This window comes from Mycobacterium deserti, from assembly GCF_025345615.1.
Taxonomy (GTDB): domain Bacteria; phylum Actinomycetota; class Actinomycetes; order Mycobacteriales; family Mycobacteriaceae; genus Mycobacterium; species Mycobacterium deserti.
In genome coordinates, this window is the sequence record NZ_JAODWD010000004.1 from 48,835 (window position 1) to 63,336 (window position 14,502).

General features: G+C 66.3%; 16 protein-coding genes and 1 pseudogene. 9 read left to right on the top strand and 8 right to left on the bottom strand.

The features are described from left to right. On the top strand, positions 1 to 876 hold the full coding sequence (locus tag N4S67_RS16540) for an ABC transporter permease (RefSeq protein ID WP_260994106.1): 876 nt from the start codon (positions 1 to 3) through the stop codon (positions 874 to 876). Beyond that, complete coding sequence (locus N4S67_RS16545) at positions 873 to 1,718, top strand: ABC transporter permease (RefSeq protein ID WP_260994107.1); 846 nt, start codon at positions 873 to 875, stop codon at positions 1,716 to 1,718. Before N4S67_RS16540 ends, N4S67_RS16545 begins: the two co-directional genes overlap by 4 nt. Here N4S67_RS16545 and N4S67_RS16550 read toward each other — a convergent pair. Beyond that, on the bottom strand, positions 1,711 to 2,064 hold the full coding sequence (locus N4S67_RS16550; RefSeq protein WP_260994108.1) for a hypothetical protein: 354 nt from the start codon (positions 2,062 to 2,064) through the stop codon (positions 1,711 to 1,713). The genes N4S67_RS16545 and N4S67_RS16550 overlap by 8 nt on opposite strands. 43 nt (positions 2,065 to 2,107) lie before the next feature. Continuing rightward, positions 2,108 to 2,980 (bottom strand): EamA family transporter, encoded by an 873-nt coding sequence (locus N4S67_RS16555; RefSeq protein WP_260994109.1) that lies wholly within the window; start codon positions 2,978 to 2,980, stop codon positions 2,108 to 2,110. A gap of 84 nt (positions 2,981 to 3,064) precedes the next feature. Here N4S67_RS16555 and N4S67_RS16560 point away from each other — a divergent pair, with 84 nt between their 5' ends. Further along, on the top strand, positions 3,065 to 3,982 hold the full coding sequence (locus tag N4S67_RS16560; RefSeq protein ID WP_260994110.1) for a LysR family transcriptional regulator: 918 nt from the start codon (positions 3,065 to 3,067) through the stop codon (positions 3,980 to 3,982). A gap of 4 nt (positions 3,983 to 3,986) precedes the next feature. Here N4S67_RS16560 and N4S67_RS16565 read toward each other — a convergent pair whose 3' ends face one another. Beyond that, positions 3,987 to 5,384, bottom strand: a complete 1,398-nt coding sequence (locus N4S67_RS16565; RefSeq protein WP_260994111.1) for a xylulokinase — start codon at positions 5,382 to 5,384, stop codon at positions 3,987 to 3,989. A gap of 202 nt (positions 5,385 to 5,586) precedes the next feature. Here N4S67_RS16565 and N4S67_RS16570 point away from each other — a divergent pair, with 202 nt between their 5' ends. From N4S67_RS16570 to N4S67_RS16580, 3 genes are all read left to right on the top strand, one after another. Further along, a complete protein-coding gene (locus N4S67_RS16570) occupies positions 5,587 to 6,093 on the top strand; it encodes a DUF6328 family protein (RefSeq protein ID WP_260994112.1) in 507 nt (168 codons plus the stop codon). 36 nt (positions 6,094 to 6,129) lie between these two features. Continuing rightward, positions 6,130 to 7,080, top strand: coding sequence for a DoxX family protein (locus tag N4S67_RS16575; protein WP_260994113.1), 951 nt, complete (start codon positions 6,130 to 6,132; stop codon positions 7,078 to 7,080). Between the two features lie 90 nt (positions 7,081 to 7,170). After that, positions 7,171 to 7,677, top strand: a complete 507-nt coding sequence (locus tag N4S67_RS16580; RefSeq protein ID WP_260994114.1) for an RDD family protein — start codon at positions 7,171 to 7,173, stop codon at positions 7,675 to 7,677. A 15-nt stretch (positions 7,678 to 7,692) separates the two neighbouring features. Here the strand turns inward: N4S67_RS16580 and N4S67_RS16585 are convergent, their stop codons facing one another. Next, positions 7,693 to 9,144 (bottom strand): GntP family permease, encoded by a 1,452-nt coding sequence (locus N4S67_RS16585; protein ID WP_260994115.1) that lies wholly within the window; start codon positions 9,142 to 9,144, stop codon positions 7,693 to 7,695. Between the two features lie 12 nt (positions 9,145 to 9,156). Then, complete coding sequence (locus tag N4S67_RS16590) at positions 9,157 to 9,672, bottom strand: gluconokinase (protein ID WP_260994116.1); 516 nt, start codon at positions 9,670 to 9,672, stop codon at positions 9,157 to 9,159. 123 nt (positions 9,673 to 9,795) lie between these two features. Here N4S67_RS16590 and N4S67_RS16595 point away from each other — a divergent pair, with 123 nt between their 5' ends. Beyond that, entirely contained in the window at positions 9,796 to 10,521 is a 726-nt protein-coding gene (locus N4S67_RS16595; RefSeq protein WP_260994117.1) for a FadR/GntR family transcriptional regulator, read from the top strand. On the opposite strand, the gene N4S67_RS16600 is transcribed toward N4S67_RS16595, so the two are convergent. After that, positions 10,510 to 11,031: a DUF4333 domain-containing protein gene (locus N4S67_RS16600; RefSeq protein ID WP_260994118.1), complete on the bottom strand. Its 522-nt coding sequence runs from the start codon at positions 11,029 to 11,031 to the stop codon at positions 10,510 to 10,512. The genes N4S67_RS16595 and N4S67_RS16600 overlap by 12 nt on opposite strands. 93 nt (positions 11,032 to 11,124) lie before the next feature. Here N4S67_RS16600 and N4S67_RS16605 point away from each other — a divergent pair, with 93 nt between their 5' ends. Both N4S67_RS16605 and N4S67_RS16610 read left to right on the top strand, forming a co-directional pair. Then, complete coding sequence (locus tag N4S67_RS16605; RefSeq protein WP_260994119.1) at positions 11,125 to 12,012, top strand: SCO6745 family protein; 888 nt, start codon at positions 11,125 to 11,127, stop codon at positions 12,010 to 12,012. A 20-nt stretch (positions 12,013 to 12,032) separates the two neighbouring features. Beyond that, positions 12,033 to 12,359 (top strand): YnfA family protein, encoded by a 327-nt coding sequence (locus tag N4S67_RS16610; RefSeq protein ID WP_260994691.1) that lies wholly within the window; start codon positions 12,033 to 12,035, stop codon positions 12,357 to 12,359. On the opposite strand, the gene N4S67_RS16615 is transcribed toward N4S67_RS16610, so the two are convergent. Next, positions 12,360 to 14,315 carry an ecdysteroid 22-kinase family protein gene (locus N4S67_RS16615; RefSeq protein ID WP_260994120.1) on the bottom strand — a complete coding sequence of 652 codons (1,956 nt, stop codon included), beginning with the start codon at positions 14,313 to 14,315 and terminating at the stop codon, positions 12,360 to 12,362. After that, positions 14,302 to 14,454, bottom strand: a pseudogene (locus N4S67_RS16620) (copper amine oxidase); the annotation flags it as partial. The pseudogene N4S67_RS16620 and the gene N4S67_RS16615, both read right to left, overlap by 14 nt. Positions 14,455 to 14,502: the final 48 nt, after the last annotated feature.

Here is a 14,502-nt window from a genome sequence, read left to right on the forward strand (position 1 = left end):
ATGGCGGGAGTCGCCACCAGCGGTCGACAGCGCAGCAGGATCGCGCCGTATCTGATGATCCTGCCCGCGCTGGCCTACCTCGCGGTCTTCTTCGTCGTGCCGTTCTTCTCGCTGGCACGCACGTCGCTGTCGTCGACGGCCGGTTCGGTGTACATGCCCACCCTGACGTTCTCATGGAACTTCGGCAACTACACCGACGCGTTCACGCGGTATCAGGACCAGATCCTGCGGTCGTTCGGCTATGCGATCAGCGCGACGCTGCTGTGCGTGCTGCTCGCCTTTCCGCTGGCGTACGTGATCGCATTCAAGGCCGGTCGGTTCAAGAACCTCATCCTCGGGTTGGTGATCCTGCCGTTCTTCGTCACGTTCCTGATCCGCACCATTGCGTGGAAAACCATTCTCGCCGACGACGGTTGGGTGGTCAGTGCCCTGGACGCCATCGGGGCGCTGGGCAGCGACGGCAGGTTGCTGTCGACAAGCTGGGCGGTGATCGGCGGACTGACCTACAACTGGATCATCTTCATGATCCTGCCGTTGTACGTGAGTCTGGAGAAGATCGACCCCCGGCTCATCGAGGCCTCGAAGGACCTGTACTCGTCGAACACCCGCAGTTTCACCAAAGTGATTCTGCCGCTGTCGATGCCGGGCCTGCTGGCCGGCAGCCTGCTGGTCTTCATCCCGGCGGCGGGCGACTTCATCAACGCCGAGTATCTGGGCAGCACGCAGACAACCATGATCGGCAACGTCATTCAGCAGCAGTTCCTGGTGGTCAAGGACTATCCCGCGGCGGCGGCGTTGAGCATGGTGCTGATGCTGATCATTCTCGCCGGTGTGCTGCTCTACACGCGGGCACTGGGCACGGAGGACCTCGTATGACCGCTCAGGCGGTGGAGGCCGCCACCCGCGGGACTCCGGCAAAATCCGTGAAGGGCAGCCCGAAGTGGGGTGATGTACTGCTCCGGATCGTCGCGGGACTGGCACTCGTGTACCTGTTCCTGCCGATCTTCGTCATCGTGCTGTTTTCGTTCAACGACCCCAAAGGCAAATTCAACTACACCTGGCAGGGTTTCACGCTCGACAACTGGGCGGACCCGTTCAAGTACCCCGCGTTGACCAACGCGATGAAGCTGAGTTTGAACGTCGCGGCGGTCTCGACGCTGGTGGCGCTGGTACTCGGGTCGCTGGTGGCGATCGCGCTGGTACGCCAGCGTTGGCGGGGTCAGCGGGCCGTCGACACGTTTCTGATACTGCCGCTCACCGCACCCGAGGTGGTGATGGGCGCCGCACTGCTGGTCCTGTTCCTCGACATGGGCCAGCCGACCGGCTATGTGACAATTGTGCTGTCGCACATCGCTTTCGAGGTGAGCTTCATCGCGATGACGGTGCGAGCGCGGGTACGGGGGTTCGACTGGACCCTCGAGGACGCGTCGATGGACCTCGGCGCCAGCCCGACGCGAACCTTCTTCCGCGTGACGCTGCCGCTGATCATTCCCGGCATCGTGGCCGCGGGCATGTTGTCGTTCGCGTTGTCGCTCGACGACTTCATCATCACCTACTTCGTCAGCGGGTCGTCGGTCACGTATCCGCTGTACGTCAACGCCGCGGTCAAAGCGGCCGTCCCGCCGCAGATCAATGTCCTCGCGACCGCGATCCTGGTGGTGAGCCTGATCCTGTTGGCGCTGGGAACCCTCTACCGGCGCAAGCGAATCGCTACCTAGTCAGCGAGACTCGCACCGACACCCGGCCCTGAGGGTCTCGGTCTGCCACGGCGTGCGCGATACGGTCTCGTCGGTCGAGTCCGAGCACTGTGATCGGACCGCCGTCACCGAGGAAGTTGCGCCACCACGTCTTGGCGTCGGGTGCGGCGACGCCGATGACGATGCCGTCGGCGCAGCGCCGGTACCCGACCGGCAATTCGAACGTCTGACCCGATCGGCGGCCGACGTAGCGGATCTTGACCAGGCCGCGTCCGAGTACGCGACCCACCACCGGCGCGTCGAGAAGAGCGACGGCCACCGCGTTGACGGTGCGGACGAAGACCGAGTCGGACATTCTCGATGGCATGTGGACTCCTTCGGTTCACAGACTCGTCGCAGCAGAGGCATTCTCAGGAGCCGACTTCGGCCGGTATCGCCGGCGCTGCCCTTGCGCCGGTTCTCGCCGCACCGACCCCGGCGATCACCACGAAGCAGATGCCCACCACGCCCGCCGAACCCGGCACCTGGTTCAGCACGATGAATCCGACGATCATCGCGAACGCCGGTTCGAGCGCCATGAGCGTGCCGAACGCCGCCGTCGTCAGCCTGCGCAACGCGAGCAGTTCCAGTGCGAACGGCACCACGGGGAGCAGGATCGCCAGGCCGATACCGATCAGCAGGATTTCGAGGGTCATGCGCTCGAACACCGCGGGGCCCACGGTGAGAGTGGCCACGAGGCCTGCCACGGGCATCGAGACCGCAAGGCCGTTGATTCCGGCGACCGCGTCACCGACCCGCTGGGTGAGCAGGATGTAGGCGGCCCAGCACACCGCCGATGCCAGCGCGTAGAGCACACCGACCGGATCGACCGTGCCGCTCCATGGCTGGGTGAGCAGCACGACGCCCGCGGCCGCCAAGCCCGGCCACGCCACGCGGTGCCAGCCCTTGCCGTGGGCTACCGCGACGCTGAGCGGCCCGAGGAACTCCAACGCGCTGGCGGTTCCCAGCGGAATCCGGTCGAGCGCCGCCATGAACAGCAGCGTGATGCCCGCAGTGACCACGCCGAGCAACGCGCACATCGCAAAGCTGCTGCGGGTGAACGCACTTCGCTTCGGCCGTACGAGGAGCAACAGGATGATTCCCGCCCAGGCCAGGCGAAGCCAAGCGGCCCCCTCCACCCCGATGCGTTCGATCAACGTGACCGCGAGCGCCAGACCGAGTTGGACGCACAGCATGGACACCATCGCCATGAGCGCGCCGCTTCGGGCCTGGTCGGTCGTCACTCCTGCATTGAACGGCACTGCGATCGTTCACGTCCACGTGAATAACCTGGACATACCGTTCACCTATCGTGAACAATCACCGCCGTGGACACTCGCCGCCTGCAGTTGCTGTTGGCGTTGTCACGGCTCGGGTCCATGCGTGCGGTTGCGCAGACGCACCACCTCACCACGTCGACCGTGTCCCAGCAGTTCGCCGCGCTGGCAAGGGAAGCCGGTGCGCAACTGATCGAACCGGAAGGACGTCGTGTGCGGCTGACGCCCGCCGGACGGCGCCTCGCCGACCACGCGGTGACGATTCTGGCCGCAGTCGACAGTGCGCGACTGGACCTCGACCCCGACGCCGAACCCGTCGGCACAGTGCGGATCGGTGGCTTCGCCACCGGGATCCGGGTCTCGCTGTTGCCCATCGTCGCCGAACTGGCCGAGCGGTATCCGAAACTGGAATTCGTCATCAGCGAGTACGAACCGATTGAGGCTTTCGCGCTGCTGACCGATGACGATCTCGACCTCGCGCTGACCTACGACTACAACCTGGCACCCGCGTCACCTGGACCGGTGCTGGAAAGTGTTGCGCTGTGGTCTGTGACATGGGGTCTCGGCGTGCCCGCGGACACGACCGACGGACCCGCTGACATCGCGGCGTATGCGGATCGGACGTGGATCGTCAACTCCCGCAATACCGCCGACGAGGACGCCGTGCGCACCCTCGCGGCGATGGCCGGCTTCAGCCCGCGCATCGCCCACCAGATCGACAGCCTCGATCTGGTCGAGGAATTGATCGTCGCGGGCTACGGCGTAGGACTGCTGCCGATCGGACGCCCGACCGGCAGCGGCGTGAAGGTGCTTCCACTGCGCGAACCGAAGGCTGTGCTCACCGCGTACGCGGTGACCCGGCGGGGTCGCGCGGTATGGCCCCCGCTGCGGGTCGTGCTCGACCGGATGCGGCCCCCTCCTGGCCGGGAGCTTCCCCGGCCACAGTGGCCGCGCCCGGAAGCCGACTGACAGCTCACTGGCCCAACGTCAACCGCTGCGCGGCCAGGTATCGGTCGAACACCTGCGGCGTAGGGTCCGCGGTGTAGGTCGACGACTCGCCCGCCGACCACGTCGGTGGTGAATCCTGTTGAGACAGCGTCCAAGCCGCCTGCCGCGCAGCCCCAAGCGCGACATATTCCGCCGGTGTCGGAACGTGCACGGGAGCACCCCAGATCGCGGGAGCAAGGCGCCGGACCGCCTCCGACCGCGCTCCCCCACCCACCAGGATGATGCGTCGCACCTCGACGCCCTGCGCGACGATCTTGTCGATGCAGTAGGCCATCGAACAGAGCAGACCCTCAACTGCAGCCCGGGCAATGTTCGCGGACAACAGGTTTCGCGTGGTGATGCCGTGCATGGCTCCCGCAGCGCCGGGAAGATTCGGGGACCGTTCACCGTCGAAGTACGGCACCAGCGTCAACCCGTCCGCGCCCGGCGCCGAAGAAAGCGCCAGTCGGTCGAACTCGTCGAAATCCACGCCGAGCATGGCGGCCGCGGCGGCCAGGACGGGAGCGCCGTTGAGCGTGCAGACGAGCGGCAGTTGCCGACCTGTCGCGTCGGCGAATCCGGCCACGATGCCTTCGGGGTCGCGCGGCGCAGTCTCACCAACGGCGCTGACCACCCCTGACGTTCCGAGTGACACCACACAATCGCCCGGCTGTGCCCCCAAACCCAGTGCGGCCGCCGCGTTGTCACCCGCGCCAGGGCCCAACTCCGCGCCTGTCGAGGTCTGCCCTGCCGAATCACGTGGACCCAGCACCTCGGGCACGGCCGGACGCCTACCACGCATCGCCGTCTCGAGCACGTCGAACTGGTAACAGTCGGATGCCGCCGAAAAGTACCCAGTCCCGCTGGCGTCGCTGCGATCGGTACGCAGGTCCCCCAGGTCGTGTGACCCGCGCAGCCGCCACGTCAGCCAGTCGTGCGGCAGGCAGACCGCCGCCGTCGCGTCGGCGTGCGCTGGTTCGTGGTCGACGAGCCAGCGCAGCTTGGCCGCGGTGATCGCCGCGACCGGCACGACCCCGACACGGTCGGCCCACACGTCGGCTCCGCCCATGTCGGTAACGAGTTCGGCAGCCGCTTCACTGGACCGAGTGTCGTTCCACAACAGAACATTCCGCACGACGGTCCCATCAGCGGCCAGGCACACCATTCCGTGCTGTTGCGCCCCGACCGACACCGCGGCAACGTCGTCGAACCCGCCCGCGGCTGTGATGCTGGCCTGCAGTGCCGACCACCACAGTTCGGGGTCGACCTCGGTGCCGTCGGGGTGGGGTGAGGATGCCGATCTCTTCACCTCGCCACTGTCGGCGTCGCAGATCACCACCTTGCTCGACTGTGTGGACGAGTCGATTCCCGCAACGAGAGGCACGACTGCGAAGTTACTCCGGTCAGCTCGGCGTGCGAGCGATGTCGATGTCGATCTGCTCGAGGACCTCCGCAGCTACCGGCCGAACCGGACCGACGACGCAACGGGGATGACGGGCTAGTTCAACCAGGTCGCCGCCCAGGGTGGGCGCAGTGAATGCCGGCGATTGTGCACGGCCGACTGCCGATGCTGAGAGAATCGGGGTGTGGACATCGAGCACCCCGGTGCCGATAGACGGTGGGACGACAGCCGCGACGAGACGGAAGCCCAACGCCTGGATCGAAATTGGTCCAGCCTCCTGCAGGAGTTGCGGGTCGCTCAGACCGGCGTGCAGCTCCTCACCGGGTTTCTCTTGATCCTGCCGTTTCAGCCACGGTTCACCCAGCTCGACGCCGCCATGCGCACGGTGTACCTCGTCACGGTGTCCTGCTCGATCGGCGCGACGGTGTTGCTGGTGGCCCCTGTCAGCATGCACCGGCTGCTGTTTCGCCGGCACCGCATGAAGACGTTGGTGGCCACCACACACAAGTACGCGATCGTGGGGACGCTGCTGCTCGGGACGGCGTTGACCGGAGTCGCCGTCGTCATCTTCGACAGCGTCGTGGGCCGAACCGGCGCGTGGATCGCCGGGAGTGTCACGGTGGCTGCCCTCGCATTGTTCTGGTACATCCAGCCGCTGCGGGACCGCGGTGCGCGGGACACCGGTTATTAGGGTTTGCATGGCCATGAGCAGGGGAACTCACGCCGCATGTTGATCCGACGTTTAGCGCGCCCGATGCTGTCAGCCGTCTTCATCTCCCGGGGCGTGGACGCCCTGCGTAGCCCCAAACCGGCGGCGGATGCCGCACGGCCCACGCTGGAAGGCCTGAGCAAGCTGCCCGATCCCGTCGGCCCGAACGTTCCGAACAACGCCGAGACGGTGGCCCGCGTCAACGCCGCCGTGCAGATCGGTGGGGGCCTGCTCTTGGCGACCGGCAAACTGCCGCGAGTCGCGTCGGCGGCGCTGGCGCTCAGTGTCGTACCGGGTAGCCTTGGCGGACACGCGTTCTGGAGTGAAAGCGATCCGCAGCGCAAGGCCGATGAGCGACGCGCGTTCCTCACCGACATCAGTTTGATCGGCGGCCTGATCATCGCGGCGGTCGACACCGAAGGCAAACCGTCTCTGGGTTGGCGCGCTCGTCGGGCGGCCGGGAAGGTCAGCGCCGCGCTGCCCGTCGGAGCGGCGGCCGGTGGCAGCCTCGCCGACAGCGCGTTCGCCGAGAAGGTAGGCCACGGCCTGCAGGTCGGCGCCGAGCGCGGCCGCGAGATTGCGCATGTGGCCCGCGAGCGCGGTGCCGAACTGGCCGATGTTGCCCGCGACCGCGGCCCGGAGCTGGCCGAAGTCGCCCGGCGGCGCGGCCTCGAGCTCGCCGAAGTGGCTCGCGAACGGGGCGCCGAGATCGCCGACGTCGCGCGCGACCGCGGCCCCGAGTTGGCCGAAGCGGCGCGCAGGCGCAGCCTCGAACTCGCCGAAGCGGCGCGTGACCGGGCGCCGGAGCTCACCGATACCGCCCGCGACCGCGGCGCCGAACTCGCCGAGGTGGCGTCCAAGCGTGCCAGCGACCTGGCTGATACCGCGCGCGCTCAGGCGAAGTATCAGGCCAAGCAGGCAAAGCGCCAGGCCAAACAAACGAAGAAGAACGCCAGCCGTTGGGGCTGACCCTTCGTCTCACAGCGCGATAAATCGTTCTCCTGCACAGGTGGTGGCGGTACATTGACACCCCACCTTCCTGTGTAGGAGAGCGATGCCATGACCACCGGCGATTTCCAGTCCCAACCCGGCCAGTACGGCGAGCCCGGCTCCTACCCCCCATCCGGTGGTTATCCCCCACCCGGTGGCGAAGCGGGCGGATTGGCGATCCGGTTCGCCGCCCGGCTGATCGACGGCGTCCTCGTCGGCGTCGTCAGCTGGATCCTGATCTTTGCGACCGACTCGCTGTCCAACTACTTGGTAACCGGGTTGTTCACCGGCTTGCTGACGTTCGTGTACTTCCTCGTCTTCGAGACGACACAAGGGTGGACGCCCGGCAAGAAGCTGCTGGGCCTACGGGTGCACGGACCGGGCGGAGCGCCGAAGCCGACCCCCGCGCAGTCGGCTATCCGCAACTCGTGGACCGTGCTGCCGATCGTCCCTTTCATCGGCGGGTTGCTCGGCGTGATCGCGATCATCGTGATCGCGGTGACCATCAACGGCAGTCCGACCAAGCAGGGCAAGCACGACGAGATCGCGGGTGGCACTCAGGTCGTCAAGGACTGACCTCTCGCTCGGGCGTCAGACCACCACCCACAACGCCAGGCTGATCAGGAATGCCGTGAGCCCGAGCGTGGTCTCCATGACGGTCCATGTCTTCAGCGTCGTTTTCACGTCCATGCCGAGGAAGCGACTGACCAGCCAGAAGCCCGAGTCGTTCACATGTGACAGCACAGTCGCTCCCGCAGCGATGGCGACAACGAGCAGGGTCAGTTGGAGGCTGCTCAGATTCGCGTCCGCGGCCGCAGCGCCGAGCAATCCCGCTGTGGTCGTCAAGGCCACAGTCGCAGAGCCCTGCGCCACCCGAAGCAGTGTGGCGATGATGAAGGCCTGCAGAATGAGGGAAATCCCCAGACTCGACAGCGAACTGCTCAGCGCATCCCCGATACCGCTCAAGCGCAGCACGCCGCCGAACATGCCACCGGCGCCGGTGATCAGGATGATCGAACAGATGGGTCCGAGGGCATCGTCGAAGATGCTGCTGACATCGGCCATCGACCGGCCCCGCAGTCCCAAGACGAGTGTGGCCACGATGACCGTGATGAGCAGTGCCACCGAGGTTTGACCGAGCAGCTTGAGGTACTCGGCCCACGAGGCACCCTCCTCGATCACTCCCGCAGTCATGAGGGTGTCGAGCACGGTGTTGAAGGAGATCAAGACGAACGGCAGCAGCAGAACTGCGAGGACCGTCGTGAAGGCCGGCGGCGCCGTACGGGTCTTCGATGCCTGCGCGGTGCTGCGGCTTTCGGCTGCGCCGGTACCGAGTGCGCCGTCGTCGATTCCCTCGTCGCGTCCACCGTTCATCTGTCCGAACAACGCCTCAGGAATGTCGACATACACCCGGCGACCCATCATTTGGGACACGAGATAAGCGCCGACGTACCACGAAGCGACGGCGATGGGCGTCCCTACCAGCAAGGTGAGGCCGATGTTGGCCTCCAGCGCTTCGGCGGCTGCCACCGGTCCCGGATGCGGGGGCACCAACGCATGCATGGCCGCGAAAGCGCCTGCGGCCGGGAAGGCATACAGAAGGAGCGAGCCGCCGAATCGCCGCGCCACCGTCATGATGATCGGCAGGAAGACGACGAAACCGGCGTCGAAGAAGATCGGGAAGCCAAAGATCAGCGCGGCGACACCCAGTGCTAGTGGAGCGCGCTTCTCACCGAACCTGTTGATAAGCGTGTCGGCCAGAACTTGGGCCCCGCCGGTGATTTCGAGAAGTCGGCCGATCATGACCCCGAACCCGACGAGTAGGGCGACCGAGCCGAGCGTGTTGGAGAAACCGAAAGACAGCGCATCCGGGATGTCGACCACCGGGATACCAGAGGCCAGTGCCGTCAGCACGCTGACCAACACGAGCGCCAGGAACGCGTGCAGCTTCAGCTTCATGATCAGAAACAGCAGGACGGCGACGGCCACGGCCGCGATCAACAGCAGCGTGGTGGCACCGTAAGCCGGCTCAATAGCTTCCACTAGTCCTCCAGTTCATTGGCGTCCCTGTTCGGTCGTGCGCGCTTCAGCTGTGTCGACGTAGTTTTCGACGATCGAGTCGATGTTCTGGTCCACGTCGATGGCAACTCCGAACTCATCCGGTTCGAGCGGTTCGAGGGTCTGAAACTGAGATGCCAGAAGGGATGCCGGCATGAAGTGTCCCGGCCGGCTCGCCTGCCGCCTGCTGATGACTTCGAGCGAACCGGCCAGATGGACGAATTCGACCTCGGCGCAATGGCGGCGCAGCTGATCGCGGTACTTGCGCTTGAGCGCCGAGCAACTCATGACTCCGCCGTCGCGGTGGGCACCCAGCCACTCACCGATCGCCTCGAGCCAGGGATGACGATCGTCGTCGTTCAGCGCTTGCCCGGCCGTCATCTTCGCGATGTTCGCCGGTGGATGGAAGTCGTCGGCATCGGCGAACGGCACACGCAGACGCTGAGCGAGCGCAGCCCCGACGGTCGACTTTCCGGAGCCGGACACGCCCATGACGACTATCGGTGACGCCATTCCCTCCACCTACCCGGTTGTGTTTGGCGTCACATAGCTTGCCGTAATCGTCATACGTTTGCAAGGTCGAATCCAATTCATATGTTTTTAGACGCCTCAGCAAAGCTATGACAAGATGTATCCGTGGCTGCTCAACCACACGTCGGCGCATTGCACGACAGTTTGCTCACCGCACTGGGCACCGGAATCGTGTCTGGTCGATACCCGATGGGCCGAGTCCTCACCCTGGACGAGGTCAGCGCGCAGCACGGCGTCTCGCGCAGTGTCGCCCGCGAAGCGATTCGGGTGCTCGAGTCGATGGGCATGGTCGCGTCACGCCGACGGGTCGGCATCACTATTCAACCGTCTCAGGAGTGGAATGTCTTCGACCCGAGGCTGATTCGCTGGCGTCTGGACTCCGGTGACCGCGCAGCGCAATTGGTCTCGTTGTCGGAATTGCGGCGTGGATTCGAACCCGCCGCCGCGGCGCTGGCCGCGCGGCGTGCCGACCCCCATCAGTGCCGCATCCTCGCGGCCGCGGTCTCCGATATGGTGGTGCACGGCCGAAACGGCGACCTCCAGTCTTATTTGTTGGCGGACAAGATCTTTCACCGGACGCTGCTCGAAGCGAGCGGCAATGAGATGTTTCGCGCACTCAACGGCGTCGTCGCCGAGGTCCTCACCGGACGTACCCAGCACGGCATGATGCCCGCGACGCCCAACCCGGTCGCAATCGAGTTGCATGACGAGGTCGCACGCGCGATACGGATGCGTGACGAGTCGGCGGCCGAGCGCGCCATGCTGGGGATCATCGACGAAGCAGCGTCCGCGGTTACCTCGGAGGCGTCGGAACCGGCTTCAGATCGGTAGTAGATCGAAGTTCATCAACAAGCCGTCGACGTTGTTCACCGCGACCGTGCGTCGCACCGCGGCCCCATCGGACGTCACGTCGCAGTGGGCGGTGGCACCGACAGTGCCGTCCAGACCGGTTTCGCATGTCACCGAGTCGACCCGCGCACCCGTCTCGGCGACCAGACGCGAGACCGTCTGCTCGAGTTGTTCCTTGGACACCGCGGGTGTCATCTCGTAGTCGATCTTGTTGCCGTCGACAGCGGTGATTGTGACGACAGGCTCGAAGCTGTTGGTCGGGCTGATGACGACCTCGCACCGCGCGCTGCTGCCGACCTCGCCGATGAGGTCTTCCTTGCACGTGACCGATTGGGGCTTCTCACCCGCTGCGGCGAGACGGTCGGTGATTTCACTTTGCAGAGCGTTCTTTGAAACCGTCGGCGAAGGGTTCACTCTCGCGTCGAAGTCACACCCACAGACCAGCGCAACCGCGGCGACCATGGCCGCGAGGGCCGTCGTCTCCGTTCGCATCACCGCTCCCTGGGACGTTTGCTGTTGATTGCGCACCGAATGTTGGCTGGGACCATAGCAAGTCGGCAACCAGAGCAATGGTTAACTGCCAAAGTGGGCAGACAACACATGCTGGCGCGTCGCTTCTTCGATCGTCTCGAACCGGTGCACGCCGTCACCTACTTTGCACCAGAGGCGCGCGCGGCGCTCGACGGCCTTGGCTTCAAGGGATTCTGGATGGGCTACTTCGCGGCTCGTTCGGCGCCGCTGGGTGTGGTCCCGCCGCACGTCGTTACGGCGCTGTTCTACAACTTCTCCCCGGAACGCGTCGCGAAGGCCCTGCCCGCCGTGTGGGACATCGCCTCACCGGCCGATGCGCTGCGCGCGCGGGCGGAATCGGCCGTCGCGGCGCTGCGCCGCTACGGCGTCGACGACGGAGACGATGTGCGCACGGCGGCCGACCTGGCGGCCAAGGCGGCACGTGCCGCGTCGATGGATGGCCGACCGCTGTTCGCGGCCAACGCGGCGCTGGACTGGCCCGACGACCCGCTGGCCAAGCTGTGGCATGCGGCCACCCTGCTGCGTGAGCAGCGCGGCGATGGCCACGTCGCGGTGCTGTCGTCGCTCGGCATCTCCGGTCGCGAGTGCAACGTCCTGCACGCGGCCGCCGGCCGCGTGCCGAAGGAGATGATCATGCGCAGCCGCGACTACGACGAGCAGCAATGGTCTCGCTACCAGGACCGCCTGGCCAGCCGCGGCCTGCTCGACCGCGACGGCGAACTCACCGAGGCCGGCCGCGACCTCAAGCAACGTGTCGAGGACACCACCGACAGGCTGGCTCTTCCGACACTCGACGTCCTCGACGATCGTGAGGTGGAGGCACTGTTCCAAGCCCTCACGCCGATCACCCGGAAGGTGGTTGCCGGCGGCGACATCCCGGCCGCGACGCCGATGGGCCTGAGCCGCGACGACCTCGACGACTCCAGCGCGCACCTCCCCTAGCCCCCTTCGCGAGAGTCGTGATGATGCTGAAGTCGATCGCCTTGTTCTTCCTCGCGGCGCTCCTCGAGATCGGCGGCGCGTGGCTGGTGTGGCAGGGATTGCGCGAACATCGGGGTTGGCTGTGGATAGGGGCGGGTGTGATCGCGCTCGGCGCCTACGGATTCGTCGCGGCGTTTCAGCCCGACCCGCACTTCGGCCGGGTACTGGCCGCATACGGCGGCGTGTTCATCGCGGGGTCCTTGGTGTGGGGAATGATAGCCGACGGATTCCGGCCGGACCGCTGGGACGTCGTGGGCGCGCTGATCAGTCTCGTCGGCGTCGGGATCATCATGTACGCCCCGCGCTGACTAGGGCTGGTTGCGGTTCCACTCCACCCAGCCGACGCCGCTGCGTCCGTCGGCGGTGTCGACGACGACCCAGGCCCGCGGGAAGTGACTGATCCGCCCGTCGGGCGACGTCAGCAACACCGGCGCGTGGCCGCGCACCTCGATGTTCGCTGTGACGTCACCGGGCGTCAGGGTCAGTGTGGTCTGCACCGGTAATCCGTTGTCCGCGAACGTCGCCCGGTCCGTCACCGTCTGCAGTTCGACCAGCGGTGCGGCTGGATGCTGCAGGTAGCCGATCCCGAACGGCGGCGCGCCCGGGATGCGGATGTCGACTCCGTGCACGTGGGTGCCGTCGTCGAGATGTAGCGCACTCCACACCCAGTCCATCGCCCACCAGTCGCGCACACCCCACGAGTGATCGCGTTGGCCCGCGACGGCGCGCACGACGAACTCGCGGCCGTCGACGGTGACGGTGCCCGACACCGTGCACGGGATCTCGTAGCGCGGCGTGATGCGGTACAGATACGGCGTTCCGGCGGTCGTCCACACCAGATCCATCGCGATGTCGACGGCCCGGCCGGATCCGTTGTCCAGCAGCGCCGCCGGGTCGTCGTACGCCTCGCCCTGTCCGCGCATCACCACCCGGAAGGTGCGCAACGGGTCGGTGGCATCCATCGTCAGTTCGATCGCACCGGTGCCGTGCACGTCGGCGAGCGCGTAGGTGGGCATGTTCGGGCCGCACACCAGACCGTGGATCCACGAGTTCTCCTGATTGGGATACCGGCCGAGCCGTATCCACCCGCCGACGTCCTGGGACGGGTCGACGAAGTCGAAGTACCAGCTCTCGTTCCACAACGGCTCGTCGCCGGCCTGGTGCTCGCCCTCGTCGTCGACGCTCGGCGTGAGCGGTTCGGGCAGAACGGGTTCCGGCAGCGTGCGCAAGGCATCGGTGTCGAGCACATGCTGGCAGTGGCGCTCGAGCATCACCATGAACATGGCGTCGCCGCGTTCGGTCCGCTCGACGAGCATCGACGAGACGATCGCCATCATCACGCCGAAGAAACTCTGCCTGCGCACGCCGTCACGGACGTCATCGAGGGTCAGCGTCGCGTCTCGGCCGAGCGCGTCGTGGTAGGCGCCGAGCAGCGCGTCGTAGTGCTCGCGACGCGTCTCGTCGGCCAACGCGCACCCGAGGAAGTAGGCGACGTCGGTCACCGCGGGGCCCCAGGTGACTGTCTGCCAGTCGACCACGGTCAGCGGTCGGTCGGCGCCCGCCTGGCCGAACAACATGTTGTCCAGTCGGTAGTCGCCGTGAACCAGACCGTGCACGCGGTCTGGCCCACCTTCGGCGGCGAGGTAGGCGTCGAAGGAGGCCACCAACTGTTCGCACACCGCACGATGCTCTGCGCGAATGCGGGCGCCGTACCGATCGGAGAACCCTGCCCAGAGTTGACCGATCAGCGCCTGGTTCATGGGGGATTCGCGGTTCAGCCACGCGGCACTGGCCATCGCTGCGTTGCCGAGCAGAGGGCCATGCAGCCGCCCCAGCTCAGCCAACGCGAGCAGCGCCTGTTCGGTTGTGGCGCCCCGGATTTCGTCACCGACGACGGCAGGAGTCGCATCGCCCAGCAGTAAGTGGAATGCGCCGGTTGTCTCGTCGAAGCCGGCCTGGTAACACGGCGCCACCGGGCCACCGAGGTCTGGCGCGACGTCGGTGTAGAAGCGCACCTCGCGTTCGTAAAGCCCCAGCGCCAGTCCGGTCTGCCTGCTGGCTGCATCGGTGGCCGCCACCTTGAGGACCACCGACGCGGGACCGGCGCCCCCGTCGGCGTACGACAGCGCGACCCGATAGCACTCGCTCATCTGACCGGTGCCGATGCGCTCGAACGTGAAGTCGGCGACCGGCGCTCCGATCGCCGATCCGAGCCAGTCCGCGCTCAGATCCGAAGGCCGCTCGATGATCTCAGTGGTGGGCACTCGTCGTCTCCGTATGACACTTGTCGGGTGGGGTGGCCACCGCGTCCAGCCCCGGATTGCGGTCGAAGAAGCTGAACGGCTTGAGCCAGAACGACACCCCGTCGACCGGCATCACCGGCCAATCCTTCGAACGCGTGATGTCACCGCTGAGAGAGTCCAGGGGATGCGCCACGCGATCAACAAACCA